This window comes from Lelliottia sp. WB101 (genome assembly GCF_003051885.1).
GTDB lineage: Bacteria > Pseudomonadota > Gammaproteobacteria > Enterobacterales > Enterobacteriaceae > Enterobacter > Enterobacter nimipressuralis.
Genome location: NZ_CP028520.1, coordinates 1,935,795 through 1,960,737, shown reverse-complemented (window position 1 = coordinate 1,960,737; position 24,943 = coordinate 1,935,795). Strand labels below are relative to the sequence as shown.

Annotated in this window: 21 protein-coding genes, 1 tRNA gene and 1 pseudogene; 9 read left to right on the top strand and 14 right to left on the bottom strand. The window is 55.4% G+C overall.

Annotated elements, in window-relative coordinates; all coding sequences use genetic code 11:
- The first annotated feature begins 2 nt into the window (after positions 1-2).
- The gene (barA, locus tag DAI21_RS09360; RefSeq protein ID WP_100779115.1) at positions 3-2,762 is read left to right on the top strand and encodes a two-component sensor histidine kinase BarA; all 2,760 of its coding nucleotides are present in this window, start codon (positions 3-5) and stop codon (positions 2,760-2,762) included.
- Positions 2,763-2,820: 58 nt separating this feature from the next.
- Here barA and DAI21_RS09355 read toward each other — a convergent pair whose 3' ends face one another.
- The 8 genes and pseudogenes from DAI21_RS09355 to syd all read right to left on the bottom strand — a co-directional run bounded on the left by DAI21_RS09355 (position 2,821) and on the right by syd (position 11,237).
- Positions 2,821-3,960 carry a glycerate kinase gene (locus DAI21_RS09355; protein ID WP_107702929.1) on the bottom strand — a complete coding sequence of 380 codons (1,140 nt, stop codon included), beginning with the start codon at positions 3,958-3,960 and terminating at the stop codon, positions 2,821-2,823.
- An 88-nt stretch (positions 3,961-4,048) separates the two neighbouring features.
- Positions 4,049-5,386 (bottom strand): glucarate dehydratase, encoded by a 1,338-nt coding sequence (gene gudD, locus DAI21_RS09350; protein WP_107702928.1) that lies wholly within the window; start codon positions 5,384-5,386, stop codon positions 4,049-4,051.
- 16 nt (positions 5,387-5,402) lie between these two features.
- A complete protein-coding gene (locus tag DAI21_RS09345; RefSeq protein WP_102104848.1) occupies positions 5,403-6,743 on the bottom strand; it encodes an enolase C-terminal domain-like protein in 1,341 nt (446 codons plus the stop codon).
- On the bottom strand, positions 6,743-8,098 hold the full coding sequence (gene gudP, locus DAI21_RS09340) for a galactarate/glucarate/glycerate transporter GudP (protein ID WP_102104656.1): 1,356 nt from the start codon (positions 8,096-8,098) through the stop codon (positions 6,743-6,745). Before gudP ends, DAI21_RS09345 begins: the two co-directional genes overlap by 1 nt.
- Before the next feature lie 387 nt (positions 8,099-8,485).
- The gene (locus DAI21_RS09330) at positions 8,486-8,935 is read right to left on the bottom strand and encodes a flavodoxin (RefSeq protein ID WP_107702927.1); all 450 of its coding nucleotides are present in this window, start codon (positions 8,933-8,935) and stop codon (positions 8,486-8,488) included.
- Between the two features lie 24 nt (positions 8,936-8,959).
- Positions 8,960-9,736, bottom strand: a complete 777-nt coding sequence (truC, locus tag DAI21_RS09325; protein ID WP_107702926.1) for a tRNA pseudouridine(65) synthase TruC — start codon at positions 9,734-9,736, stop codon at positions 8,960-8,962.
- On the bottom strand, positions 9,733-10,062 hold the full coding sequence (locus DAI21_RS09320) for a YqcC family protein (protein ID WP_102104849.1): 330 nt from the start codon (positions 10,060-10,062) through the stop codon (positions 9,733-9,735). The genes truC and DAI21_RS09320 overlap by 4 nt, the downstream gene beginning before the upstream one ends.
- Positions 10,063-10,692: 630 nt before the next feature.
- Positions 10,693-11,237 (bottom strand): annotated as a pseudogene (syd, locus tag DAI21_RS09315) (SecY-interacting protein).
- A 69-nt stretch (positions 11,238-11,306) separates the two neighbouring features.
- Here syd and queF point away from each other — a divergent pair.
- From queF to xni, 5 genes are all read left to right on the top strand, one after another.
- Positions 11,307-12,149, top strand: coding sequence for an NADPH-dependent 7-cyano-7-deazaguanine reductase QueF (gene queF, locus DAI21_RS09310; protein ID WP_107702925.1), 843 nt, complete (start codon positions 11,307-11,309; stop codon positions 12,147-12,149).
- Between the two features lie 109 nt (positions 12,150-12,258).
- Positions 12,259-13,623: a nucleotide 5'-monophosphate nucleosidase PpnN gene (gene ppnN / locus DAI21_RS09305; RefSeq protein ID WP_100779107.1), complete on the top strand. Its 1,365-nt coding sequence runs from the start codon at positions 12,259-12,261 to the stop codon at positions 13,621-13,623.
- Positions 13,624-14,132: 509 nt separating this feature from the next.
- Positions 14,133-15,422, top strand: a complete 1,290-nt coding sequence (locus DAI21_RS09300; RefSeq protein WP_100779106.1) for an HAAAP family serine/threonine permease — start codon at positions 14,133-14,135, stop codon at positions 15,420-15,422.
- 61 nt (positions 15,423-15,483) lie between these two features.
- Positions 15,484-16,851, top strand: a complete 1,368-nt coding sequence (locus DAI21_RS09295) for an L-serine ammonia-lyase (RefSeq protein ID WP_102104661.1) — start codon at positions 15,484-15,486, stop codon at positions 16,849-16,851.
- 108 nt (positions 16,852-16,959) lie between these two features.
- Entirely contained in the window at positions 16,960-17,715 is a 756-nt protein-coding gene (xni, locus tag DAI21_RS09290) for a flap endonuclease Xni (RefSeq protein ID WP_102104662.1), read from the top strand.
- A 75-nt stretch (positions 17,716-17,790) separates the two neighbouring features.
- Here the strand turns inward: xni and rlmM are convergent, their stop codons facing one another.
- From rlmM to DAI21_RS09270, 4 genes are all read right to left on the bottom strand, one after another.
- The gene (gene rlmM / locus DAI21_RS09285; RefSeq protein ID WP_100779103.1) at positions 17,791-18,891 is read right to left on the bottom strand and encodes a 23S rRNA (cytidine(2498)-2'-O)-methyltransferase RlmM; all 1,101 of its coding nucleotides are present in this window, start codon (positions 18,889-18,891) and stop codon (positions 17,791-17,793) included.
- A complete protein-coding gene (locus DAI21_RS09280) occupies positions 18,884-19,279 on the bottom strand; it encodes a DUF423 domain-containing protein (protein ID WP_100779102.1) in 396 nt (131 codons plus the stop codon). Before DAI21_RS09280 ends, rlmM begins: the two co-directional genes overlap by 8 nt.
- Positions 19,280-19,324: 45 nt before the next feature.
- On the bottom strand, positions 19,325-20,239 hold the full coding sequence (gene gcvA, locus DAI21_RS09275; RefSeq protein ID WP_095283191.1) for a glycine cleavage system transcriptional regulator GcvA: 915 nt from the start codon (positions 20,237-20,239) through the stop codon (positions 19,325-19,327).
- A 349-nt stretch (positions 20,240-20,588) separates the two neighbouring features.
- On the bottom strand, positions 20,589-20,816 hold the full coding sequence (locus tag DAI21_RS09270; RefSeq protein WP_100779101.1) for a YgdI/YgdR family lipoprotein: 228 nt from the start codon (positions 20,814-20,816) through the stop codon (positions 20,589-20,591).
- 191 nt (positions 20,817-21,007) lie between these two features.
- On the opposite strand from DAI21_RS09270, the gene csdA reads away from it, so the two are divergent.
- Entirely contained in the window at positions 21,008-22,213 is a 1,206-nt protein-coding gene (gene csdA / locus DAI21_RS09265) for a cysteine desulfurase CsdA (RefSeq protein WP_107702924.1), read from the top strand.
- On the top strand, positions 22,213-22,659 hold the full coding sequence (gene csdE / locus DAI21_RS09260) for a cysteine desulfurase sulfur acceptor subunit CsdE (RefSeq protein ID WP_107702923.1): 447 nt from the start codon (positions 22,213-22,215) through the stop codon (positions 22,657-22,659). The genes csdA and csdE overlap by 1 nt, the downstream gene beginning before the upstream one ends.
- Here csdE and tcdA read toward each other — a convergent pair.
- On the bottom strand, positions 22,650-23,456 hold the full coding sequence (gene tcdA, locus DAI21_RS09255; RefSeq protein ID WP_102104664.1) for a tRNA cyclic N6-threonylcarbamoyladenosine(37) synthase TcdA: 807 nt from the start codon (positions 23,454-23,456) through the stop codon (positions 22,650-22,652). The two genes, csdE and tcdA, sit on opposite strands and share 10 nt — an antisense overlap.
- Positions 23,457-23,553: 97 nt before the next feature.
- A complete protein-coding gene (mltA, locus tag DAI21_RS09250; RefSeq protein WP_100779097.1) occupies positions 23,554-24,651 on the bottom strand; it encodes a murein transglycosylase A in 1,098 nt (365 codons plus the stop codon).
- A gap of 208 nt (positions 24,652-24,859) precedes the next feature.
- Between mltA and DAI21_RS09245 the strand changes: the two genes are divergently transcribed.
- Positions 24,860-24,936, top strand: a tRNA-Met gene (locus tag DAI21_RS09245).
- Positions 24,937-24,943 lie beyond the last annotated feature (7 nt).

The following is a 24,943-nucleotide window of genomic DNA, read 5'->3' as shown; positions in this document are numbered from 1 at the left end:
CCATGACCAACTACAGCCTGCGCGCGCGCATGATGATTTTGATCCTCGCCCCGACCGTTTTAATCGGTTTGCTGCTGAGCATCTTCTTCGTTGTGCACCGTTACAATGACTTGCAGCGTCAACTGGAAGATGCGGGAGCCAGCATCATCGAACCGTTGGCCGTCTCCAGCGAATACGGTATGAACCTGCAAAACCGTGATTCCCTCGGCCAGTTAATCAGCGTTTTGCATCGGCGGCATTCAGAAATCGTGCGCGCCATTTCGGTCTATGACGAGAATAACCGGCTGTTTGTCACGTCGAATTTTCATCTCGATCCCGGCGAGCTTAAAATCCCCGACGGTACGCCTTTCCCGCGCCATCTGAGCGTGGTGCGACGCGGCGACATCATGATCCTACGTACGCCCATTATCTCGGAAAGCTATTCACCTGATGAATCGGCCATATCAGATGCCAAGGCCAGTAATAATATACTGGGATATGTGGCGCTGGAGTTGGATCTCAAGTCGGTGCGCCTGCAACAGTACAAAGAAATTTTCATCTCCAGCGTCATGATGCTGTTCTGTATCGGCATTGCGCTGATTTTCGGCTGGCGATTGATGCGTGACGTCACCAGCCCGATTCGCAATATGGTAAACACCGTCGACCGTATCCGTCGCGGGCAGCTCGATAGCCGCGTCGAAGGGTTTATGCTCGGCGAGCTGGATATGCTGAAAAACGGCATCAACTCGATGGCAATGTCGCTGGCGGCCTATCACGAAGAGATGCAGCACAACGTCGACCAGGCGACCTCCGATCTGCGCGAAACCTTAGAGCAGATGGAGATCCAGAACGTCGAGCTGGATCTGGCCAAGAAACGCGCCCAGGAAGCGGCGCGTATTAAATCTGAGTTCCTGGCGAATATGTCCCACGAGCTGCGTACGCCGCTGAACGGGGTGATTGGCTTTACCCGCCTGACGCTCAAATCGGAGCTTAATCCGACCCAGCGCGATCACCTGCACACCATCGAGCGTTCCGCCAATAACCTGCTGGCGATCATCAACGATGTTCTCGACTTCTCCAAGCTGGAGGCGGGCAAGCTCATCCTCGAAAGTATTCCCTTCCCGCTGCGCAGTACGCTGGATGAGGTGGTCACTCTGTTGGCCCACTCCTCCCATGATAAAGGCCTTGAGCTAACGCTGAACATCAAAAACGACGTGCCGGATAACGTCATCGGCGATCCTCTACGCCTGCAGCAGGTGATCACTAACCTGGTGGGCAACGCGATCAAATTTACCGAGAGCGGCAACATCGATGTGCTGGTTGAGCGCCGGGCGATAAGCAATAACAAAGTGCAGATCGAGGTGCAGATCCGCGATACGGGCATTGGTATTCCCGAGCGCGATCAGTCGCGGCTGTTCCAGGCGTTCCGGCAGGCTGATGCCAGCATCTCGCGTCGCCACGGCGGGACAGGTCTGGGGCTGGTGATCACCCAGAAACTGGTGAAAGAGATGGGTGGCGATATCTCCTTCCACAGCCAGCCGAATCGTGGCTCGACCTTCTGGTTCCATATTAATCTCGATCTGAACCCGAACGTGGTGACGGACGGACCGATGACGGATTGCCTGCGCGGTAAGCGTCTGGCCTATATCGAACCCAACGCCGCAGCCGCGCAGAGCACGTTGGATGTGCTCAGCACCACGCCGCTGGAGGTGATTTACAGCCCGACGTTCTCGGCGCTGGCAGTCGATCATTACGATATTCTGCTGATGGGCATTCCCGTGACGTTCACCGGTGAGCTGACCATGCAGCAGGAGCGGCTGGCGAAGGCCGCATCGATGACCGATTACCTGCTCCTGGCTTTGCCGTGCCACGCGCAGCTTAACGCGGAAGAGCTGAAAAACGACGGTGCAGCCGCCTGTCTGTTAAAGCCCCTTACCGCCACGCGCCTGCTGCCTGCGCTGACGGAATACTGCCGTATTAATCATCAGGCGATCCCTGTCTCGAGTGACGATCACAAGCTGCCCATGAGCGTGATGGCGGTGGATGACAATCCGGCTAACCTGAAACTCATCGGTGTTTTGCTGGAGGATCAGGTACATCACGTTGAGCTGTGCACCAGCGGCCCGCAGGCGGTTGAACAGGCCAAACAGATGCAGTTCGATCTGATCCTGATGGATATTCAGATGCCGGGCATGGACGGCATCCGCGCCTGTGAGCTGATTCGCCAGCTGCCGCATCAGCAGCAGACGCCGGTGATCGCGGTGACCGCTCACGCCATGGCCGGGCAAAAAGAGAAACTGCTCAGCGCCGGGATGAATGATTATCTGGCTAAACCGATCGATGAAGAGAAGCTGCACAGCCTGCTGCTGCGCTATAAACCGGGCTTCGCAACCGGAGTGTCTTTAGCGACGCCAGAACCGGCAGAGTTCAGCGTAAACCCGAACGCCACGCTCGACTGGCAGCTGGCGCTGCGTCAGGCGGCCGGAAAACCCGATCTGGCTCGCGAAATGCTGCAAATGCTGGTCGCGTTCCTGCCGGAAATCCGTAACAAAGTGGAAGAACAGCTGGTCGGGGAACACCCGGACGATCTCCTCGAAGCGATTCATAAACTGCACGGCAGCTGCAGCTACAGCGGGGTTCCGCGTCTGAAAAGCCTTTGTCATTTGCTGGAACAGCAGCTGCGCTCGGGCACAGCGGAATCTGAGCTGGAGCCGGAGTTTCTCGAGTTGCTGGATGAGATGGATAATGTGACGCGGGAAGCGAGGAAAGTATTAGGGGGGTAGTTTTCTGCTTTAGACCCATCTGCCCGGCCCTCTCCGTGTGAGAGAGGGCCGGGAAAAACTACGCGCTCATGCCCATTTTCAACACTGCAGCAATATTCCGCGCTGCCATCCGCACATTCTCTTCTGCATTTTTCAGCGCCTCTTCCAGCGTACAGACGGTGTAAATCACGCTAAATACCGCGTCGATACCGTGCTCATGCACCACGCCGACATCTGCCGTCAGACTGCCCGCAATTCCAATAACCGGCTTGTTGTAACGTTTGGCGACTTTCGCCACGCCGACGGGAACTTTGCCATGGATCGTCTGGCTGTCGATGCGTCCTTCGCCGGTGATCACCAGGTCTGCATCGGCGACGTGGTTATCCAGATGCAGCGCATCGGTGACAATCTCAATGCCCTGACGCAACTCTGCGCCGCAAAACGCATACAGCGCAGCGCCCATTCCGCCAGCCGCCCCGCCACCTTCCAGATTGAGGACGTCGATGTCCAGGTCGCGGGCGATAATTTTCGCGTAATGGGCCAGAGATTCATCGAGCCGGGCGATCATCTCCGGCGTCGCCCCTTTTTGCGGGCCAAACACCGCCGATGCCCCTTCTTTGCCCGTCAGCGGATTGGTTACGTCGCAGGCCACTTCAATGCGACAGTTAGCCAGGCGGGTATCCAGCTCGCTGATATCAATCCGCGCAAGTTTCTCCAGCTCGCCGCCGCCCATGCCAATAGGATTATCTTCGGCATCCAGTAGCTTCGCACCGAGTGCCTGCACCATTCCGGCTCCGCCGTCGTTGGTGGCGCTGCCGCCGATGCCGATGATGATGTGTTTAACGCCTGCATCAAGGGCGTGGCGAATCAGTTCGCCTGTCCCCCATGAAGTGGTTTTTAACGGATTGCGTAAGGAAGGCGCCACCATCTCAAGGCCGCTCGCCGCCGCCATTTCAATGAATGCGCTCTGCTCGTCGCCGGATAACCCGTAGAACCCTTCCACGTTTTCGCCTAAGGGGCCCGTGACCCGCACCTTGATAATACCGCCCTGTGTGGCTGCGACCATCGCCTCCACCGTCCCTTCGCCGCCGTCGGCAACGGGCAGTTTGACGTAGTGCGCGTCGGGGAAAATCTCGCGAAATCCCTGCTCGATTGCCGTCGCCACTTCAAGAGCACTCAAACTCTCCTTGTACGAGTCCGGTGCGATTACTATTTTCATAAGCCATCCTTACGCCTGTTGACTGGATTGAGCATACACCCGCGCTGAAAACAAAAATGCCGACTCCCGCAGGAACCGGCATTCACACTTAGCGCACCATGCACGGTCGCTTGTTGTTAAACGTCCAGTCCGGGATGAGATACTGCATCGCCATCGCGTCGTCGCGCGCGCCCAGGCCATGCTTTTGATACAGTTCGTGCGCTTTCATCAGTTGATCCATATCCAGCTCTACGCCCAGACCCGGCGTGGTCGGCACTTGCACCATTCCGCCTTTGATTTCGAACGGCTGTTTGGTCAGGCGCTGATTGCCCTCCTGCCAGATCCAGTGAGTATCAATCGCCGTAATGTTGCCCGGCGCGGCGGCGGCCACATGGGTGAACATTGCCAGTGAAATATCAAAGTGGTTGTTGGAGTGCGAGCCCCAGGTCAGCCCGAACTCATGGCACATCTGCGCCACGCGCACGGAGCCTTGCATTGTCCAGAAGTGCGGGTCCGCCAGTGGAATATCGACGGACTGCAGCGACAGCGTATGGCCCATCTGACGCCAGTCGGTGGCGATCATATTGGTCGCCGTTGGCAGTCCGGTGGCGCGACGGAACTCGGCCATCACCTCACGTCCGGAGAACCCCTGCTCCGCACCGCACGGATCTTCTGCATACGCCAGTACGCCTTTCAGCTGTTTGCCAATGCCGATCGCTTCATTAAGGGACCAGGCCCCGTTCGGATCCAGCGTTACGCGCGCCTGCGGGAAGCGTTTCGCCAGCGCGACAATCGACTCGGCCTCTTCTTCGCCCGCCAGCACGCCGCCCTTCAGTTTGAAATCGTTAAAGCCGTATTTTTCGTAAGCGGCTTCCGCCAGGCGTACCACCGCATCCGGCGTCATGGCTTCATCGTGACGAAGGCGATACCAGTCGCATTTTTCGTCCGGCTGGCTCTGGTACTCCAGCGGCGTGAGTTTGCGATCGCCGACGAAGAACAGATAGCCAAGCATTTCGACTTCACTGCGCTGCTGGCCTTCCCCCAGCAGCGATGCCACGTTAACCCCTAAATGCTGCCCCAGCAGATCCAGCATCGCGGCTTCGATCCCCGTCACCACGTGAATGGTAGTACGCAGATCGAAGGTTTGCAGCCCACGTCCGCCCGCATCGCGGTCCGCAAAGGTGGCGCGCACGGCGTTTAAGACATTTTTGTATTCGCCCAGGGTTTTGCCCACCACCAGCGGGATCGCCTCTTCCAGGGTTTTGCGGATCTTCTCGCCGCCAGGGATTTCGCCCACGCCCGTGTGGCCGGAGTTGTCTTTGATAATCACAATGTTGCGGGTAAAGAACGGAGCATGGGCGCCGCTCAGGTTCATCAGCATGCTGTCGTGGCCCGCGACGGGAACAATCTGCATGGCAGTGACGACAGGTGTAGAGAAAGTGGTCATGGTGCAATCCTTTTAATTAGTGACGACCAAACGCCGGGCGTTTGCGGTCAAATGTCCAGCCGGGAACGAGATACTGCATTGGGCCTGCGTCGTTGCGCGCGCCACCTGGCAGTGTCTTATACAGTTCGTGGGCCTTGTGGATCTGATCCCAGTCCAGCTCCACGCCCAGCCCCGGCGCATCCGGGACGGCAATCTTGCCGTCTTTTATCTCCAGAGGATTTTTGGTCAGGCGCGCGTCGCCCTCCTGCCAGATCCAGTGCGTATCGATAGCCGTGGGTGTGCCGGGAGCCGCGGCCCCCACGTGAGTAAACATCGCCAGTGAGATATCGAAATGGTTATTCGAGTGACAGCCCCAGGTCAGGCCCCAGTCGTCGCACAGCTGCGCGACACGCACCGCGCCGGAGAGCGTCCAGAAGTGCGGGTCTGCCAGCGGAATGTCCACGGAATTGAGCATCACCGCGTGGCCCATTTCGCGCCAGTTCGTGGCGATCATATTGGTTGCCACTGGCAGCCCTGTCGCGCGGCGAAATTCCGCCATCACTTCGCGACCAGAGAAACCCTGCTCGGCCCCGCACGGATCTTCCGCGTAAGTGAGCACGTCGTTAAGGCCTTTGCAGAGCGAAATCGCCTCGTCCAGTCGCCAGGCACCGTTAGGATCAACGGTGATTCGCGCATCCGGGAAACGCTTTTTCAGGGCTCGGGCGCTGTCGATCTCCTGCTCGCCAGGCAGGACGCCGCCCTTGAGTTTGAAATCCTTAAAGCCGTAGCGATCCTGTGCCGCCTCGGCTAAGCGAACCACCGCCTCGCTGGTGAGCGCTTCCTGATGACGCAGGTGATACCAGTCATGATTGCCTGGCGTGCTGGAGAGATAGGGCAGATCGGTTTTCTTGCGATCGCCCACGTAGAACAGATACCCGAGCACGGTGACGGCATCACGCTGTTTGCCCGGCCCCAGCAGTTCGCACACCGGCACGTTCAGCGCTTTGCCGAGCAGATCGAGTAGCGCCGCTTCGAGCGCAGCCACTGCATTCACCCGCAGCTCGAACGTCCAGGCCCCTTTGCCGAAGGTATCAAAATCGGCGGCCTGATTGCCTTTGTGTACCTGCTGCACCACCTTGTTCAGTCGCGCGACCTGTTGGCCGACAACCATCGGAACGGCGTCCAGCAACGTCTGGAGAATCACCTCACCGCCAGGCGCTTCACCTACACCAGTGTTCCCGGCGTTATCCGTGAGCACCACAATATTGCGCGTAAAGTACGCGTTATGGGCACCCCCGATGTTGAGCAGCATGCTGTCGTAACCGGCCACCGGAATGACCTGCATGTCGGTAATGACTGGACTTGACTGTGTATTCATCATGCACGCCCCGCGACCGGTTTCAGCTCAACGCGTTTGATGTCGCCCACCAGCACCAGATAGCTGAGAACCGCCACCAGCGCATGAACGCCTACGTAAATCAGTGCGCCATTGAAGGAGCCGGTGGTTCCGACGATATAGCCGATGGCGATAGGGGTAACGATGCCGGAAATGTTACCGAACATATTGAATAGACCGCCACTCAGGCCGCTGATCTCTTTCGGCGCGGTATCTGCCATCACCGCCCAGCCCAGCGCACCAATTCCTTTGCCAAAGAAGGCCATCGCCATAAAGCCAATAATCATCCATTCGGCACTCACATAGTTGCAGAACACCATCGTCATGGAGAGCAGCATGCCCAGTACAATCGGGGTTTTACGCGCGATATTCAGCGAACCGGTGCGGCGCATCAGCCAGTCGGAGATCACCCCGCCCAGCACGCCACCGATAAAGCCGCACACCGCCGGAACCGAGGCCACAAATCCCGCTTTCAGAATCGACATTCCGCGCGCCTGCACCAGATAGACCGGGAACCAGGTGATGAAAAAGTAGGTTAAGGCGTTGATGCAGTATTGCCCAAGGTAGATGCCAATCATCATCCGTGAGCCAATCAGCTGTTTGATCTGGCCCCACTTCTGGCTGAACGGCACTTTGGCTTTGTCATTTTTCTGATCCATGTTGATCAGCGCACCGCCTTCAGCGATGTACTCCAGCTCTTTCTTATTCACGCCCGGATGTTGATTCGGTTCGTGGATCACTTTTAGCCAGACAAAGCTGATGATGATCCCCAGTCCGCCCATAAAGAAGAAGACGTGTGACCAGCCCACTTCGTGGGTCAGCCAGCCCATAATCGGTGCGAAGATGACCGTCGCGAAATACTGGGCGGAGTTAAAAATGGCCACCGCCGTGCCCCTCTCCTGCGCCGGGAACCAGGCCGCGACGATACGGCTGTTGCCAGGGAAGGAGGGCGCTTCTGCCAGCCCGACCAGGAAACGTAAGGTAAAGAGGGCGACGATAATGCCGAAGCCGCTGAAAATATCGACGAAGCCCTGCAGCAGCGTAAACATCGACCAGATAAAGATGGACCAGAAGTAAACGCGTTTGGAACCGAAGCGGTCAAGCAGCCAGCCGCCGGGGATTTGGCCAATCACATAGGCCCAAGAAAATGCGGAGAAGACATATCCCATGCCGACCGGGTCAAGCCCGATGTCTTTTGCCATTTCAGAGCCGGCAATCGACAGCGTGGCGCGGTCGCCATAGTTGAAGGACGTGACGATAAACAGCATCACCACTATCCAGTAGCGAGCATTGGTGCGCTTCTCAGCGCTGCTCGCCGCTTGGCTTAATGTACTCATTGTTGCACTCCTGAATCTTGGCTTGCGCCAGGTTCATTCTGTACGACATAACCTGTAGGGTAATCAGAATGAGAGGTTAGTGTTTTGCAGTTTTGGTACGGCATTTCTGGTACGGATCAGAGCCGTTTTATGGTTTCTAACTGCTTTTTTTGGTAACTGACGGGAAAAGTATATGTAAGAGGAGGCAGCAGCCTCACCGTGCATCAACACAACATTGGCGCACGAGTTAGAGGTTGTTTGTGGCAAAAGCCCAGGGGAGTGGAAGATGGTTCACGAAAATGGGGAAGAATGTGAGCCAGATTACCTGGCGGCGCTGCGCTTGCACAGGCCTACATTGTAGGCCGAGGTTTGAGGCCGGGTAAGGCGTTACAGCCCCCCGGCGAAGGGTTATTTGAGCAACGCGCCCCACTGCTCAACCCACGGATTAGATTCGCTTTCTGGCTCCGGGTGTTCAACGGCGTCGATCAGCAGCATCTCACCCACGCGCTGCGCGCTTTGCTCCTGCAGCAGAGCGTCAAACTGCTTACCGCCCCCGCAGAAATGGGTGTAGCTGCTGTCACCGAGGGCGATAATGCCGTAGCGCGTATCGGGCTGATAGCCCAGCGTGTCTTTGATTGCCTGGAAGAGCGGCACAATGCTGTCTGGCAGATCGCCCTGCCCGGTTGTTGACGTCACCACCAGCACGTACTGATCTTTATATTTTTCCCAATCGGAAAGCGTGGGATCTTCATAGACCGTCGCTTTGTGACCCTGACTTAACAGAATCGCCTCGGCCTCCTCGGCCACCAGCAGCGAGTTACCGTACATTGTGCCGACAAAAATGCCTACTTCAGCCATGCTTCACTCCCTTCATTATCGCTATTACTGTTCATCCTGAACGTTGCTCGCCACAAACTCAACCCTTTCATTTTCGGGGAGTTGTCCCATCCAGCCAAACTGTGACAGCGCCTGCATCCAGACGTCATCCAGCCCCGCACGGATCACCAGCGGCTCGCCGGTGAAGGGGTGGGTCAGGCTGAGTTGGCTGGCGTGCAGCATCAGGCGGTTGCAGCCAAAATGCTCGGCGGCGCTGCGGTTCTGGCGCAAATCGCCGTGCTTGCTGTCGCCAATGATCGGATGACGCAGATGGGAGAGATGGCGACGCAGCTGGTGCTTGCGCCCGGTATGAGGCTCAAGCTCTACCAGCCCGTAGCGCGTGGTCGGGAATTTACCCGTGGCAACGGGCATTTCGACCGTCGCCAGACCGCGATAATCTGTCACTGCTGGCTGCGGCTCTTTATCGTCACGGGCAAATTTATCGGCGATTTTATCCAGCTCTTCGACCAGCGGATAATCAAGCGTCGCTTCGTCCATTAGCCAGCCGCGCACGATGGCGTGATAACGTTTTTGAATCTGATGCTGTTCGAACTGCTGAGACAAAAGGCGTCCGGCTTCGCTGGAAAGCCCCATCAACAGGACGCCTGAGGTAGGCCTATCAAGACGGTGGACGGTAAACACGTGCTGACCAATCTGATCACGCACGGTTTGCATCACCACGACTTTCTCGTCGCGATCCAGCCAGCTACGGTGAACCAGCCAGCCAGACGGTTTATTGACCGCGACCAGCCACTCGTCCTGGTAGAGGATCTCAATGGTCATGCCTGGCCGCCGGAAAACAGCGTGTCCAGGCGTTGCAGTTCAATCAGCACGACATCGCGCGCCGGGTGCTGCGCATCAAGCGCCATTTCATAATAGGGGCAGATGGCAAAATCGTGGGGCAGCGGATGGCCGCCATCCAGCAGCGCGTGCAGGCGCGGGATGAGCACCCACTGCAGCCATTCAAACGGCTCTAGGGTGTCCAGACAGAATGGCTGGGTACTGGCGAAGGCCTCTTGCTGCGGCGCCGTTTCCTGCCACAGCTGATGGAGGCGCATCAGAGCTTCGATAGCGTGCAACTGCGCACGAACGCTGTCGTTATGCGTCATAAAAACCTCAACTGAAAAACTGAACGGCGCGCAGCATAGCATTCCGGGGCGCAGAAATAAAAAAAGGGAGCACTGTATAAACAGTGCTCCCGGTTCGTTTCGCAGCATTCCAGCTACAATTTGTGCTCCCTGCTCGTCCGTGACAACTTTTCCAGTGGCCGTGAGGCCTGATCGTCCGTAACCGCGCATCCTGCTCACATCATCCTGATGTGAATGTTTCATCCTGAAACGTCCTGGCCTTCCTGACCCACCGGGCATCATGTCCGGTTCTCATTCTCCGTCCTGGAGGTGTCCCTTACGCATCCTGCGTGATCCTTTTGCTTCAGTCCTGAAGCCTTCCTGCCGCGCCATCCTGACGTGTCCTGTGTGAGTAACGTCATCATCCTGATGTTCGTTTCTCGTGTCGTCATCCTGTCGACGGGATATAGAATCCCCTATTACGCTTCGTCTTACAACCCACCTAATCAGGCTTACCGTTATCACTGTTGCGATGACAACGCGGCATTTACAATCTAACCATATGAAATAAATCGTTATTAAATGAATAACTGATTACGTCATGCGGTTATATGACGGCGATCTCTCACAAGCCTTGTAAGAGATCTCTCACAAAGTCTGTAGCATAACGGATTACAAAACGGGGTCGAGCTGATTAAGGAATTCCGCAAGTGAGGGGCGAGAACATCGCGTTTGCGGGTGCCGAGCGTCTCTTTGATCACTTCGCCGTTCAGGTTAGCAACAGCGATCACATCCAGTTCGCTGTCGAGCGTCGCGATAAACAGCGTCGGTGGAAGCTTCAGGCGTTTTTGCGTAACGAGATGTCCAATCAAGTTCTCCTGAACTCGCTGGAAATCCTCTTCGCTCCAGGTCTGTAGCAGCGTCATCGTTTCATTGCCGAAACGGGCGCGCATATCCCCGGCAAACTGTGTGGTGTAAAACGCATGAACGGCTGGTTGTACCACAATGTCCATGGCGCGCTCAACCGCATTTACATTCTGCTGTTCCGTGAAGGGCTGTGGCTGCCAGATGATTTTATCGTCGAGCGTCGTAATAATGCACGGTGATGGCACGCCGTATAACTCTTCACTTTGCGGCCATGTGTCATGCTGTTGATGCCATGCATCGCAGTAGCGCGTCGTGAACGCTGTCAGGGCATTTGCAGTCTCAATATCCACCGATTTCTCTCTTCACGTAAGACAGGATAAACTTGTGCCTATAGTTTACCTGCAAAGTGACAATGAAACATGTCTTACGAAAATCATCAGGCGTTATCAGGCTTAACGCTGGGCAAAACCACTGATTACCGCGATACCTACGACGCCACCCTGCTACAGGGCGTTCCACGCAGTCTAAACCGCGATCCACTTGGGCTGTCCGCGAATGCACTGCCGTTTGTCGGCGGTGATATCTGGACGCTTTACGAACTCTCCTGGCTCAACGCGCGCGGTTTGCCGCAGGTCGCCGTGGGCCACGTTGAGCTGGATTACGCCAGCGTGAATCTGGTGGAGTCCAAAAGCTTTAAGCTCTATCTCAACAGCTTTAACCAGACACGTTTTGACTCCTGGGAAGAGGTGCAGCGCACGCTGGCGCGCGATCTGAGTGCCTGCGCGCAGGGTGACGTGACCGTGGCGCTGTATCATCTGAATGAACTGGAAGGTCAGCCGGTGGCGCATTTCCACGGCACCTGCATTGACGATCAGGAGATCGAGATTGAGAGTTACGAATTCAGCACCGATTATCTGCAAAACGCGGCGGGCGAAAAAGTCGTTGAAGAGACGCTGGTCAGCCATCTGCTGAAATCCAACTGTCTGATCACCCACCAGCCTGACTGGGGCTCAGTGCAAATTCAGTATCGCGGCCCGAAAATTGACCGGGAAAAACTGCTGCGTTATCTGGTGTCGTTCCGCCATCACAACGAGTTTCACGAGCAGTGCGTCGAGCGCATCTTCAATGATATCCAGCGCTTCTGCCAGCCGGAGAAACTGAGCGTGTACGCCCGTTACACCCGTCGCGGCGGGCTGGACATTAACCCGTGGCGCACCAATACCGACTTTGTTCCGGCCACCGGACGCCTGGTTCGTCAGTAAATTTGTGAAATATGCGGGCTGTATTCCGCGTCTAAGGTTGTGAAACGTCATAAGCCAGGGCTATTGTAATCAACAGGGAAAGAAGATCTTTATCCCGTAAGGAGCTCACTTGATTACACATATTAGCCCGCTTGGCTCAATGGATATGTTGTCGCAGCTGGAAGTGGACATGCTTAAACGCACGGCCAGCAGTGACCTGTATCAACTGTTTCGCAACTGTTCACTTGCCGTTCTGAACTCCGGAAGTCTGACAGATAACAGTAAAGAGTTGCTGTCTCGCTTTGAAAGCTTTGATATCAACGTGTTGCGCCGCGAGCGTGGCGTGAAGCTTGAAGTGATAAATCCGCCGGAAGAGGCCTTTGTCGATGGGCGGATCATTCGCTCTCTGCAGGCCAACCTGTTCGCCGTGTTGCGCGACATCCTGTTTGTTAACGGACAAATTCACAATGCCGGGCGCTTCCAGCACCTTAATCTGGAAAGCTCGGCACACATGACCAACCTGGTCTTTTCCATTCTGCGTAATGCTCGCGCCCTGCACGTTGGCGAGGCACCTAACATGGTTGTCTGCTGGGGCGGCCACTCCATTAACGAAACTGAATACCTCTACGCACGCCGCGTAGGCACCCAGCTCGGCCTGCGCGAACTGAATATCTGCACCGGTTGTGGTCCTGGCGCGATGGAAGCGCCAATGAAAGGCGCAGCGGTCGGCCACGCGCAGCAGCGCTATAAAGAAGGCCGTTTCATTGGTATGACGGAGCCTTCCATTATCGCGGCCGAGCCACCGAACCCGCTGGTGAATGAGCTGATCATCATGCCGGATATCGAAAAACGTCTCGAAGCCTTCGTGCGTATCGCACACGGGATCATTATCTTCCCGGGCGGTGTCGGAACGGCGGAAGAGCTGCTTTATCTGCTGGGTATTCTGATGAATCCGGCGAATAAAAATCAGGTCTTGCCGCTTATCCTCACCGGGCCAAAAGAGAGCGCTGATTACTTCCGCGTGCTGGACGAGTTTATCGTGCACACCCTGGGCGAAGCGGCGCGTAGCCACTACCGCATTATCATTGACGATGCGGCAGAAGTGGCGCGTCAGATGAAAAAGGCGATGCCGCTGGTCAAAGAGAACCGCCGTGATACGGGCGATGCGTACAGCTTTAACTGGTCGATTCGTATCGCGCCAGACCTTCAGAAGCCGTTCGAACCATCCCACGAGAATATGGCAAACCTGAAACTGTATCCGGATCAGCCCGTTGAAGTGCTGGCCGCGGATCTGCGTCGTGCGTTCTCCGGCATCGTGGCCGGTAACGTAAAAGAGGTAGGCATTCGCGCCATCGAAGAGTACGGTCCGTACAAAATCCACGGCGACAGCCAGATGATGCGCCGCATGGACGATCTGCTGCAGGGCTTTGTCGCCCAGCACCGTATGAAGCTGCCCGGCTCGGCCTATATCCCCTGTTATGAGATTTGCGCCTGACCGTCAGTTGCTTTCACTCAATTTAAGCCGGGCACTGCCCGGCTTTTTCATTTCTTCTGATAAAACATAGGCATTACTTATCTTATTTACATTTCCGACTCGAACGCAAACGATTACCTTGATTTTCAAACCGTGATTTATCAGCCTTAATCCAAATTACCTGCAAGAAAAAACTAAAAATCGCCATCTTTACAGCGGAAGCCACGTATCTCGCTGTCCGATCTTTCACGCCGTATGTCGTTAATGGTAGCCTTCGCGCCCGTAAATCCGCTTTGACGTTTTATTAACAGTTTTTTGGTCTAAATATGCCCACTTCAAAAGTGGATTATTGCATTTGGGATCAGGATCACTGATACATTCATTACTTAAATGTATCTTTCCGCCCGCCAATAGTTACGGGCAAAAATTATAAAAAAACCGTCATTGAACGAATTTCATATTACCGTCGGGCCCTTTTTCATCGGAATTGACTAAAAAGCCTGACTAATTGCTTCCTCCAGGAGAAATAGATGGAAACCACTCAAACCAGCACCATTGCTTCGACAGAATCCCGAAGTGGATGGCGCAAAACGGACACCATGTGGATGCTGGGCCTGTACGGTACAGCAATCGGCGCAGGTGTCCTGTTCCTGCCGATCAACGCAGGCGTTGGCGGTCTGATTCCGCTGATCATCATGGCTATCATTGCCTTCCCGATGACTTACTTTGCACACCGCGGCCTGACCCGTTTTGTGCTGTCCGGTAAAAACCCAGGCGAAGACATCACTGAAGTTGTTGAAGAGCACTTCGGCGTTGGCGCAGGTAAACTGATTACCCTGCTCTACTTCTTCGCGATTTACCCGATTCTGCTGGTTTACAGCGTGGCGATTACCAACACCGTTGAAAGCTTCATGACGCACCAGCTGCACATGACGCCGCCACCGCGCGCTATTCTGTCTCTGATCCTGATCGTGGGTATGATGACCATCGTTCGTTTCGGCGAGCAGATGATCGTTAAAGCGATGAGCGTTCTGGTCTTCCCGTTCGTGATTGCCCTGATGGTGCTGGCTTTCTACCTGGTTCCACAGTGGAACGGTGCAGCGCTGGAAACCCTCTCCCTTAGCAGCGCATCGGCAACCGGTAACGGCCTGTTGATGACTCTGTGGCTGGCGATTCCGGTGATGGTCTTCTCCTTCAACCACTCCCCGATCATCTCCTCTTTCGCTGTGGCGAAACGTGAAGAGTACGGTCAGGGCGCAGAGAAGAAGTGCTCCAGCATCCTGGCTCGCGCTCACATCATGATGGTTATTACCGTAATGTTCTTCGTGTTCAGCTGCGTACTGAGCCTCTCCCCGGCGGATCTGGCAGCAGCGAAAGCACAGAACATCTCGATTCTGTCTTACCTGGCTAACCACTTTAACGCACCGCTGATTGCCTGGATGGCGCCAATCATCGCGATTATCGCTATCACCAAATCCTTCCTCGGCCACTACCTTGGCGCACGTGAAGGCTTTAACGGTATGGTGATCAAATCCCTGCGCGGTAAAGGCAAAAGCATTGAAGTTAACAAACTGAACAAAATCACTGCACTGTTCATGCTGTTGACGACCTGGGCTGTGGCGACCATGAACCCGAGCATCCTCGGCATGATCGAAACCCTGGGCGGTCCAATCATCGCGATGATTCTGTTCCTGATGCCGATGTACGCGATTCAGAAAGTCCCGGCAATGCGTAAATACAGCGGCCACATCAGCAACGTCTTCGTTGTGATTATGGGTCTGATTGCCATCTCCGCGATTTTCTTCTCTCTGTTCAGCTAATACCTCCTGCGCCGTCTTCGGACGGCGCACTCCTCCTCTGACTGATAGCAAGGGACGCATCATGATTAGCGTATTCGATATCTTCAAAATCGGTATTGGACCTTCCAGCTCTCATACTGTCGGGCCAATGAAAGCCGGTAAACAATTCACGGATGACTTGATTTCACGCGGCATTCTGCACGACGTCACACGCGTGGTTGTCGATGTTTACGGCTCCCTGTCTCTGACGGGTAAAGGCCACCATACTGACATCGCCATTATTATGGGCCTGGCGGGGAATCTGCCGGACACCGTTGATATTGACGCAATTCCTGGATTCATTCAGGACGTGAATACTCATGGCCGCCTGCTGCTGGCAAACGGTGACCATGAAGTCGAGTTCCCGGTTGATAAGTGCATGAACTTCCATGCCGACAACCTCTCCCTGCACGAGAACGGTATGCGTATTACCGCGCTGGCAGGCGAAAAGGCGATTTACAGCCAAACCTATTACTCCATCGGCGGCGGTTTTATCGTCGACGAAGACCACTTTGGTCAGGCCAGCAACTCTTCCGTTGAGGTACCTTACCCGTACAAAAATGCGGCGGATTTACAGCGTCATTGTCAGGAAAGCGGCTTGTCACTTTCTGGTCTGATGATGAAAAATGAGCTGGCGTTGCACAGCAAAGAAGAGCTGGAACAGCACTTCAAAAACGTCTGGGATGTGATGCGCGGCGGTATCGAGCGCGGCATCACCACCGAAGGCGTGCTGCCGGGCAAACTGCGCGTACCGCGTCGTGCTGCGGCGTTGCGTCGTATGTTGGTGAGCACCGACAAAACCACCACCGACCCGATGGCGGTCGTTGACTGGATCAACATGTTCGCGCTGGCGGTTAACGAAGAAAACGCCGCAGGCGGACGTGTGGTCACCGCACCGACTAACGGCGCGTGCGGTATCGTTCCGGCGGTGCTGGCGTACTACGATAAGTTTATCCGTGAAGTGAACGCTAACTCGCTGGCGCGCTATCTGCTCGTCACCAGCGCGATTGGCTCACTGTATAAGATGAATGCCTCGATCTCTGGCGCTGAAGTGGGCTGCCAGGGTGAAGTCGGCGTGGCTTGTTCCATGGCGGCAGCGGGTCTGACGGAACTGCTGGGCGGTAGCCCAACGCAGGTCTGTATCGCGGCGGAAATCGGCATGGAGCACAACCTCGGACTGACCTGTGACCCGGTTGCTGGTCAGGTGCAGGTACCGTGCATCGAGCGTAACGCGATTGCCTCCGTTAAAGCGGTGAACGCCGCGCGTATGGCCCTGCGCCGTACCAGCGAGCCGCGCGTTTGCCTCGATAAGGTTATTGAAACCATGTACGAGACCGGCAAAGATATGAATGCCAAATACCGCGAAACCTCTCGCGGCGGGCTGGCCATGAAAATCGTGACCTGCGATTAAACCTGTGCGCCTCGCTTTTGCGGGGCGCCTTCCCATTTCCCACGCCTCTCGTAGTTTCATCCTGCTGACAGTGTTACCCTTTATTCATTAAAAGAAGGGAGATTATCTGTGGCTGTTCATTTGCTTATTGTCGACGCGCTCAACCTGATTCGCCGTATTCATGCGGTGCAAGGCACACCCTGCAAAGACACTTGCCTGCATGCGCTGGAGCAGCTTATTCGCCACAGCCAGCCCACTCACGCAGTGGCCGTTTTCGACGACGAAGCGCGTAACACAGGCTGGCGGCACCAGCGTTTACCGGATTACAAAGCCGGACGCGCACCGATGCCCGACGATCTCCACGCCGAAATGCCCGCCATTCGCGCCGCCTTTGAAACGCGCGGTGTACCGTGCTGGGGCGCGCATGGCAACGAAGCCGACGATTTGGCCGCGACGCTGGCGATAAAAGTTGCGGGCGCCGGGCATCAGGCCACCATCGTCTCCACCGACAAGGGCTACTGCCAGCTACTCTCACCGACCATTCGTATTCGCGATTACTTTCAAAAGCGCTGGCTCGATGCCCCTTTTATCGCCAGTGAATTTGGCGTCTCGCCGCAACAGCTGCCTGACTACTGGGGGCTTGCCGGGATCAGCAGCTCAAAAGTGCCGGGCGTGGCCGGGATTGGCCCTAAAAGTGCAGCGCAGCTGTTAACGGATTTTCAGGATCTGGAAGGGATTTACGCCCATCTGGAGAATGTTCCCGAGAAGTGGCGCAAGAAGCTGGAAGCGCATAAAGAGATGGCGTTTATCTGCCGGGATGTGGCGCGGTTACAGACGGATTTGCAGTTAGACGGGAATTTGCAGCAGTTGCGGCTGGAGCGGTAGGTTCAGGTCAGAAAGTTGCCGGAGGACCTGGAGTGTGCCCGATAAGCATAGCGCTACCGGGCACACAGACAGGCGTTATCGCTCGTCGCGACGTCCACCCACGGCAGCCCACCAGCGGCGGACGTGCACGGTCACTTCTTCACGGTCGTGATAAAGCTGACGCGCTTGGATTTCAGCATTGATCCCTTGGGCATTCAGCTGTTCCTGGATATACGCCAGATTCTGAGAGACCTCTTCATAGCGCTTTTTCATCGGCAGCTTAAGGTTGAAGATCGTCTCGCGGCACCAGCCGTTCACCAGCCAGGTGGCCATCAGCGCGGCCACTTTCGCCGGTTTCTCCACCATATCGCACACCATCCAGGTGATGTTGTTACGGGTTGGGCGATAGCGGAAACCATCTTCACGCAGCCAGGTCACCTGCCCGGTATCCATCAGGCTTTGCGCCATAGGGCCGTTATCGACAGACGAAACCCACATGTTGCGTTTGACCAGCTGATAGGTCCAGCCGCCAGGGCAAGCGCCCAGATCCACGGCATACATCCCGTTCGCCAGGCGCTCATCCCACTCATCGGCAGGAATAAAGACGTGGAACGCCTCTTCCAGTTTGAGCGTAGAACGGCTTGGCGCATCGGACGGGAATTTAAGACGCGGGATACCCATATAAAACGGCGAGTTGTTCGTCGTGTAGGAGTAACCGGTATAACAACAGCCCGGCGCAATAAAGAAGACATGCACCACCGGACGTTTTGGCGTCTCGTAGTTTGTCAGCACGCCCACCTCACGCAGCGCAGCGCGCAGCGGAACGGTGAACTTGCGGCAAAACTTCATTAGCTCTTTGCTTTCGTTGGTGTCAGCCACTTCAACACGCAGATCGCCGCCCTTCTCCACCACGCCCTGCAGCATGCCGGAGATAGGGGAAATACGATCTTCTGGCGGCAAATCGGTCAGCAGTTCGCCCGCGGCAAACATCTGACGGGCAAAAATCAACGAGCTGAACGGTAACTTGCTAACGATCTTATCCGCATCGTCAGGCTGATAGCATTCGAACACCACATAGCCCGAGTGCTCTTTGACGCGGGCAAAGCCGAAGACTTCCAGACGTGACGCTTTGTCAGTAATTTCCGCGGCGCACTCTTTCTCAAACCCCGGGCGACAATATAAAACAACCTTACTCATGAACAACGCCCCTGCGTTTCAGACGGATAGCTCCGATAAACATCAATACCCACCCGGCGAGGAAACTGACGCCGCCGACGGGTGTAACAAACGCCCAAAGGCGCAAATGTGAAAGTGCGAGGCAGTACAAACTGCCGCTGAACAGAACGGTCCCCAGTGCCAGGAAAACGCTGCTCCAGTAGAACCAAATGCTAATGCGACGCTGCATTGCCACCGCCAGCCCAAAAATAGCCAGCGTATGAAATGCCTGATACTCAAGGCCGGTTTGAATCCAGCCCATTTCGACGACCCCTAAGGTCTTGCTCAACACATGCGCGCCGAACGCGCCCAGTGCGACAAAAATAAAGCCACTCACCGCGGCAAAAATCAGCATGAAACGGCTGGTCATGTTTCTGTCCTAAAGTTATGCGTGCCCGGCACACAAAAGAGATGATTACTCATAACGAAAGCGGAATTTTTCTTGTTCATGTGCCGCCTTCGCCAGTATCCACTGCCGGAAGGCGGCTATTTTACCCAGTTCTGCCTGACTGTCATGACAAACCAGATAAAACGCATTCTTGCTGACCAGAACATCATTAAACGGGCAGACCAGGCGGCCTGCCTCAATTTCGGACTGCGCCATCACGTTGTTTGCCAACGCCACGCCCTGTCCGTGAATGGCAGCCTGTAACACCATCGCGCTGTGGCTAAAGATGGGGCCATGCTGCACATTAATATGATTAAGACCCAACTGGCGGGTATAAGTTTGCCAGTCGCGGCGAGAAGCATCATGTAAAAGTGTATGTTGCGCCAGATCGGCAGGCGTTTTCAACGCTTTGTCGCCCGTCAGCAGCAGCGGCGAGCACACCGGCAGGAGATATTCTGCGTATAATTTTTCAACACGCAAGCCCGGCCAGTTGCCGCGACCGTAAAAAATAGCGACGTCGACATCGTCCGCCAGTTTGTCTTCCTGACGGTCCACCGCCTGGATCCTGACGTCGATTCCCGGATAAGCTGAGTTAAAGCTAGAGAGTCGTGGCACCAGCCAGTGAATGGCAAAACTGGGCAATAAACTGACCGTCAGCGCACCTTTAGCGCTTCGCGCCTGCAGTTTGCGCGTCGCCTCAGTGAGCTGGGAAAAAATGTCTTTGATATCCTGAAAATAGCTCTGCCCTTCTTCCGTCAGAAGCAGGGAGCGGTTGCGGCGGCGAAACAGCTTAAGCCCCAGGAAATCCTCCAGAGACTTGATTTGATGACTTACTGCGGCCTGCGTCACAAAAAGCTCATCGGCCGCGCGCGTGAAGCTCAGATGGCGTGCTGCAGCATCAAAAACGCGTAATGCATTTAGGGGTGGTAATCGCTTCGACATGGGTATTAGGCTTAGATGTTAAAGGTATTTAACACATAGGAAACAACGTTTAACCTATTAGTTTTTTTTATCTGAGCCATTATAATTTGTCCGTTGAGGAACTACCAGCAAATACCTATAGTGGCGGCACTTCCTGAGCCGGAACGAAAAGCTTTTTTTGGAATGCGTGTTCTGAAGGGCTTTTGGCTTACGGTTGTGATGTTGTGTTGTTGTGTTTGCAATTGGTCTGCAATTCAGATCACGGTAGCGAAGCTACCCTTTTTTCACTTCCTGTACATTTACCCTGTCTGTCCATAGTGATTAATGTAGCACCGCCTATTTGCGGTGCTTTTTTTTGGTCTAAAATCTGTTACTTATCCAGTTCAACCATCTCTTTCACGTCAGTACGGTTGATCTGCTGCTTGTTCCCGTTCGCATCTTTATACGAGATCATCCCGGTCTCATTATCGGTTTTTGGCTTCCCGTCAGAGACGATAGTTCGGCCATCATTGGTATGCATCACGTAGTTGTTACCAGAACATGCGCTCAGGGCAAAAGTAAATACACAGGCAGAAATGATTGCGGCAGTCTTGTTCATAATTTTCTCCTTTAGCAATTAATGCTATTCAATCCTAGTTTTAAAACAGGCTAAAACATTCACCTAACACTATTCAGCATAACCTGCTTCTCAAGACCTGCCAGGACAAACAGACAATTCCGATAGCGATCAACAACCTTGCCCTGCCGCCGAAATTGCGCGACGATCTCCATATTGATATGAGGAATTCCATGAACGCTTTCAGTCCTGCGCATTTTCGCGCACAGTTTCCGGCGCTGGCCGATGCCGGTGTTTATCTCGACAGTGCCGCCACAGCGCTCAAGCCGCAGGCCGTGATTGACGCGACAAATCAGTTCTACAGCCTGAGTGCCGGGAATGTGCATCGCAGCCAGTTTGCCGAAGCGCAGCGTTTGACCGCGCGCTACGAGGCCGCCCGCGATCAGGTCGCGCGTCTGCTCAACGCCGAAAGCGGTAAAAATATCGTCTGGACGCGTGGCACCACCGAGGCAATCAATATGGTCGCCCAGTGCTACGCTCGTCCGCTCCTGCAACCGGGCGACGAGATTATCGTGAGCGAGGCCGAGCACCATGCCAATTTAGTGCCGTGGCTGATGGTCGCGGAACAAACGAGCGCCCGGATCGTAAAACTGCCGTTGGGCGCGGATTTACTGCCCGATGTCGGGCGTTTACCCGAGCTCATCACCCCGCGCAGCCGAATTCTGGCCCTCGGGCAAATGTCGAATGTCACCGGCGGTTGCCCGGATCTGGCCCGTGCCGTTGAAATGGCACACCGCCACGGCATGGTTGTGATGGTCGACGGCGCGCAGGGCGTTGTGCATTTCCCGGCTGATGTCCGCAAACTGGATATCGACTTTTACGCTTTTTCCGGTCACAAGCTTTATGGCCCAACCGGGATCGGCGCGCTGTATGGCAAACCGGAACTGCTGGCACAAATGACCCCGTGGCTGGGCGGCGGAAAGATGATCACCGAAGTGACCTTTGACGGTTTCAAAACCCAGGAGATCCCTTACCGCCTCGAAGCCGGTACGCCAAACGTGGCGGGCGTGATAGGGCTGAGCGCCGCACTGGAGTGGCTTGCAGAGACGGACGTCGAACAAGCCGAAAGCTGGAGCCGTGGGCTGGCCACACTTGCAGAAGAAGAGTTAAAAAAACGTCCCGGATTCCGCTCGTTCCGCGTCCAGGATTCCAGCCTGCTGGCGTTTGATTTTGCCTGTGTTCACCACAGCGATATGGTGACCCTGCTGGCTGGATACGGTATCGCCCTGCGCGCCGGACAGCACTGTGCACAGCCGCTGCTTGCGGCACTCGGCGTCAGTGGCACGCTGCGCGCCTCGTTTGCCCCCTACAACACGCAAAGCGACGTTCATGCCCTGGTGGCGGCCGTCGATCGCGCCCTTGAACTCCTGGTGGATTAATGACGAGCTCATCCTTAGCCGGACACCCTTTCGGCAGCGTGATCACTGAAGAGACGCTGAGAAAAACGTTCCTCCCGCTCACCCAGTGGGAAGATAAATACCGTCAGCTGATTTTACTGGGCAAGCAACTCCCCACACTTTCTGATGCGTTAAAAGCGCAGGCGAAAGAAATTCCAGGCTGCGAAAATCGCGTCTGGCTGGGTGTGACGACATCCGGGGAGACGCTGCATTTCTTTGGCGACAGCGAAGGGCGTATCGTGCGCGGTTTACTTGCAGTGCTGCTCACCGCCGTGGAAGGCAAAAGCGCCCGGCAATTGCTGGATGGCGATCCGTTGGCGCTGTTTGACGAGCTGGGGCTGCGCGGACAACTGAGCGCCTCACGCAGCCAGGGCCTGTCCGCACTCAGCGAAGCGGTGCTGAACGCCGCCCGTCAGGTTCAGGCCTGACGGTTGGCTTTGGCCATCATTTTCTTCAGGGCGTGAGAGACAGCGACAAAACCAAAGGTTGCGGTGACCATTGTCGCCGCGCCAAAGCCTGAGGCGCAGTCCATTCGTTTCGGCCCTTCCGCGGTGCTTTTCATGGCACAGACGGAGCCATCTGCCTGCGGATAGACCAGCGCTTCAGTTGAGAACACGCAGTCTACCCCCAGCTTACCTTTACTGTTTTTCACCACGTTAAAATCGTTTTTCAGCCTTTCACGCAGTTTAGCCGCCAGCGGATCCTGAATGGTTTTCGCCAGATCCGTCACCTGGATCTGCGTCGGATCGATTTGACCGCCCGCTCCGCCTGTGGTCACTAATGGGATCTTGTAGCGACGGCAATAGGCAATCAGGGCCGCTTTCGGACGTACGCTGTCGATTGCGTCAATCACGTAGCTAAAGCCGGTGCCCAGGTATTGCGCCACATTATCGGCGGTGACGAAATCATCAATCACCGTGACACGACATTCCGGGTTAATCAGGCGGATGCGCTCTGCCATCACTTCTGCTTTCGCCAGGCCAACGTTATCGCGCAGGGCGTGGATCTGACGGTTGGTGTTGGTGACGCACACATCATCCATATCAATAAGGGTAATCGCGCCAATACCGGTACGCGCCAGCGCCTCGGCCGCCCAGGAGCCGACTCCACCAATACCGACCACGCAGACGTGCGCATCCGCAAACAGTTGCAGGGCTTTTTCACCATATAAACGCGCCGTACCGCCAAAACGTTGACGCCAGGCATCGCTGATTAACGCAGACATAAGACCTCAGGATGTAAAAAGGGTGAGGTTTTATCCTCACCCTGCCCTTCTCCATCACAGGAGAAGGCGGTAAATATTACGCGCTAGATTACCACAATCAGCCGCTGAAAACGTTGCCAGCACTTGCTGCGGGTTTGAGCACCCATACGCGTCCATAATGGTTATACCAGCCCGCACGATGGCCCGCATCCGCACCAATGCCCTGATAAATATCGAAGTGCTGGCCTTTAATGGCCCCACCGACATCCAGCGCCACCATCAGGCGTAATTCATACTGACCGCTGAATTTGCCGTTGTTGTCCAGGGTCGGCACTTCTGCCAACAGCGTGGTGCCCGGCGGAATAATAGAACGATCGGAAGCCACGGATGCACGTCCAATCAGCGGAACCGCGCTGGCCCCTTTCACCGGTGCGTAATTTTGCGGTTTAAAGAAGACGAAGGACGGGTTCTGCTCCAGCAGCTCACGCACTTCCGCTTCGCTGTGCTTTTCGCCCCACTCGCGAATAGCCTGCATCGACATATCTTCTTTCTTAACTTCCCCGCGATCGATCAGCACTTTGCCGATACTGCGATAGGCGTGGCCATTTTTACCGGAATAGCTAAAGAAGTTGAGAGGTGAACCATCACCAAAATCTATATACCCGCTGCCCTGCACATCCATGATGAAGTTATCCATCAGCGAGTTACTGTAGGCCAGCACATACGTTTCATTCAGCGCACCGGAATAGATCTCTGCGCGAGACGGCAGGCGGCCACGTTTTGGCGGCATGCGGTAAATAGGATACTGGAACTCGCCCTGACGGGTGTGTCGCGCCTGAACCACCGGCGTGTAGTAACCGGTGAACTGGACGTTACCGTAGTTATCGGCCCCTTCCATCTGCCAGGCATCAATGCCGTACTGGCGCATGGTGCGCGTATCCCCGCCTGCACGCAGCCAGTCCTGAACGGCGTTGTAGACGCTGTTCTGCGAGCCATACAGACGCGGTGACGCGGTGCGGATCTGGCTGACCTGCTCAGCGAAGTCACCCGCGTTGATCGGCGCACCCACGGCATCCGGCTGGTTAACTAAAGAGAAAGGCTGGGTGAATTTCCCGTCTTTATATTGCTGACCGCGATCGGTCGGTTTAGAGGAGCAGGCCGCAAGAATCGCTACCATTGCGCCCGTCATCAGATACTTCGCCCATCGTCCTTTCATTATATCTCGTCTTAAAGTTGCCCTGAGTCTCTATAAAGAAGATAACAAACCCCTCAGGCTATTGAAATCTGATAGCGCATCCTGAGGCAGGATTTGCGCATTAATCGTCCGAACAGGGCGATGTCGTTCATTTTACATACTAATTTTGGTATTTATGAGAAAAAGGGTTGCATCAAAAACCTATCCGAGTATAGTGCGCATCCACGGACGCGGGGTGGAGCAGCCTGGTAGCTCGTCGGGCTCATAACCCGAAGGTCGTCAGTTCAAATCTGGCCCCCGCAACCAATTAAAA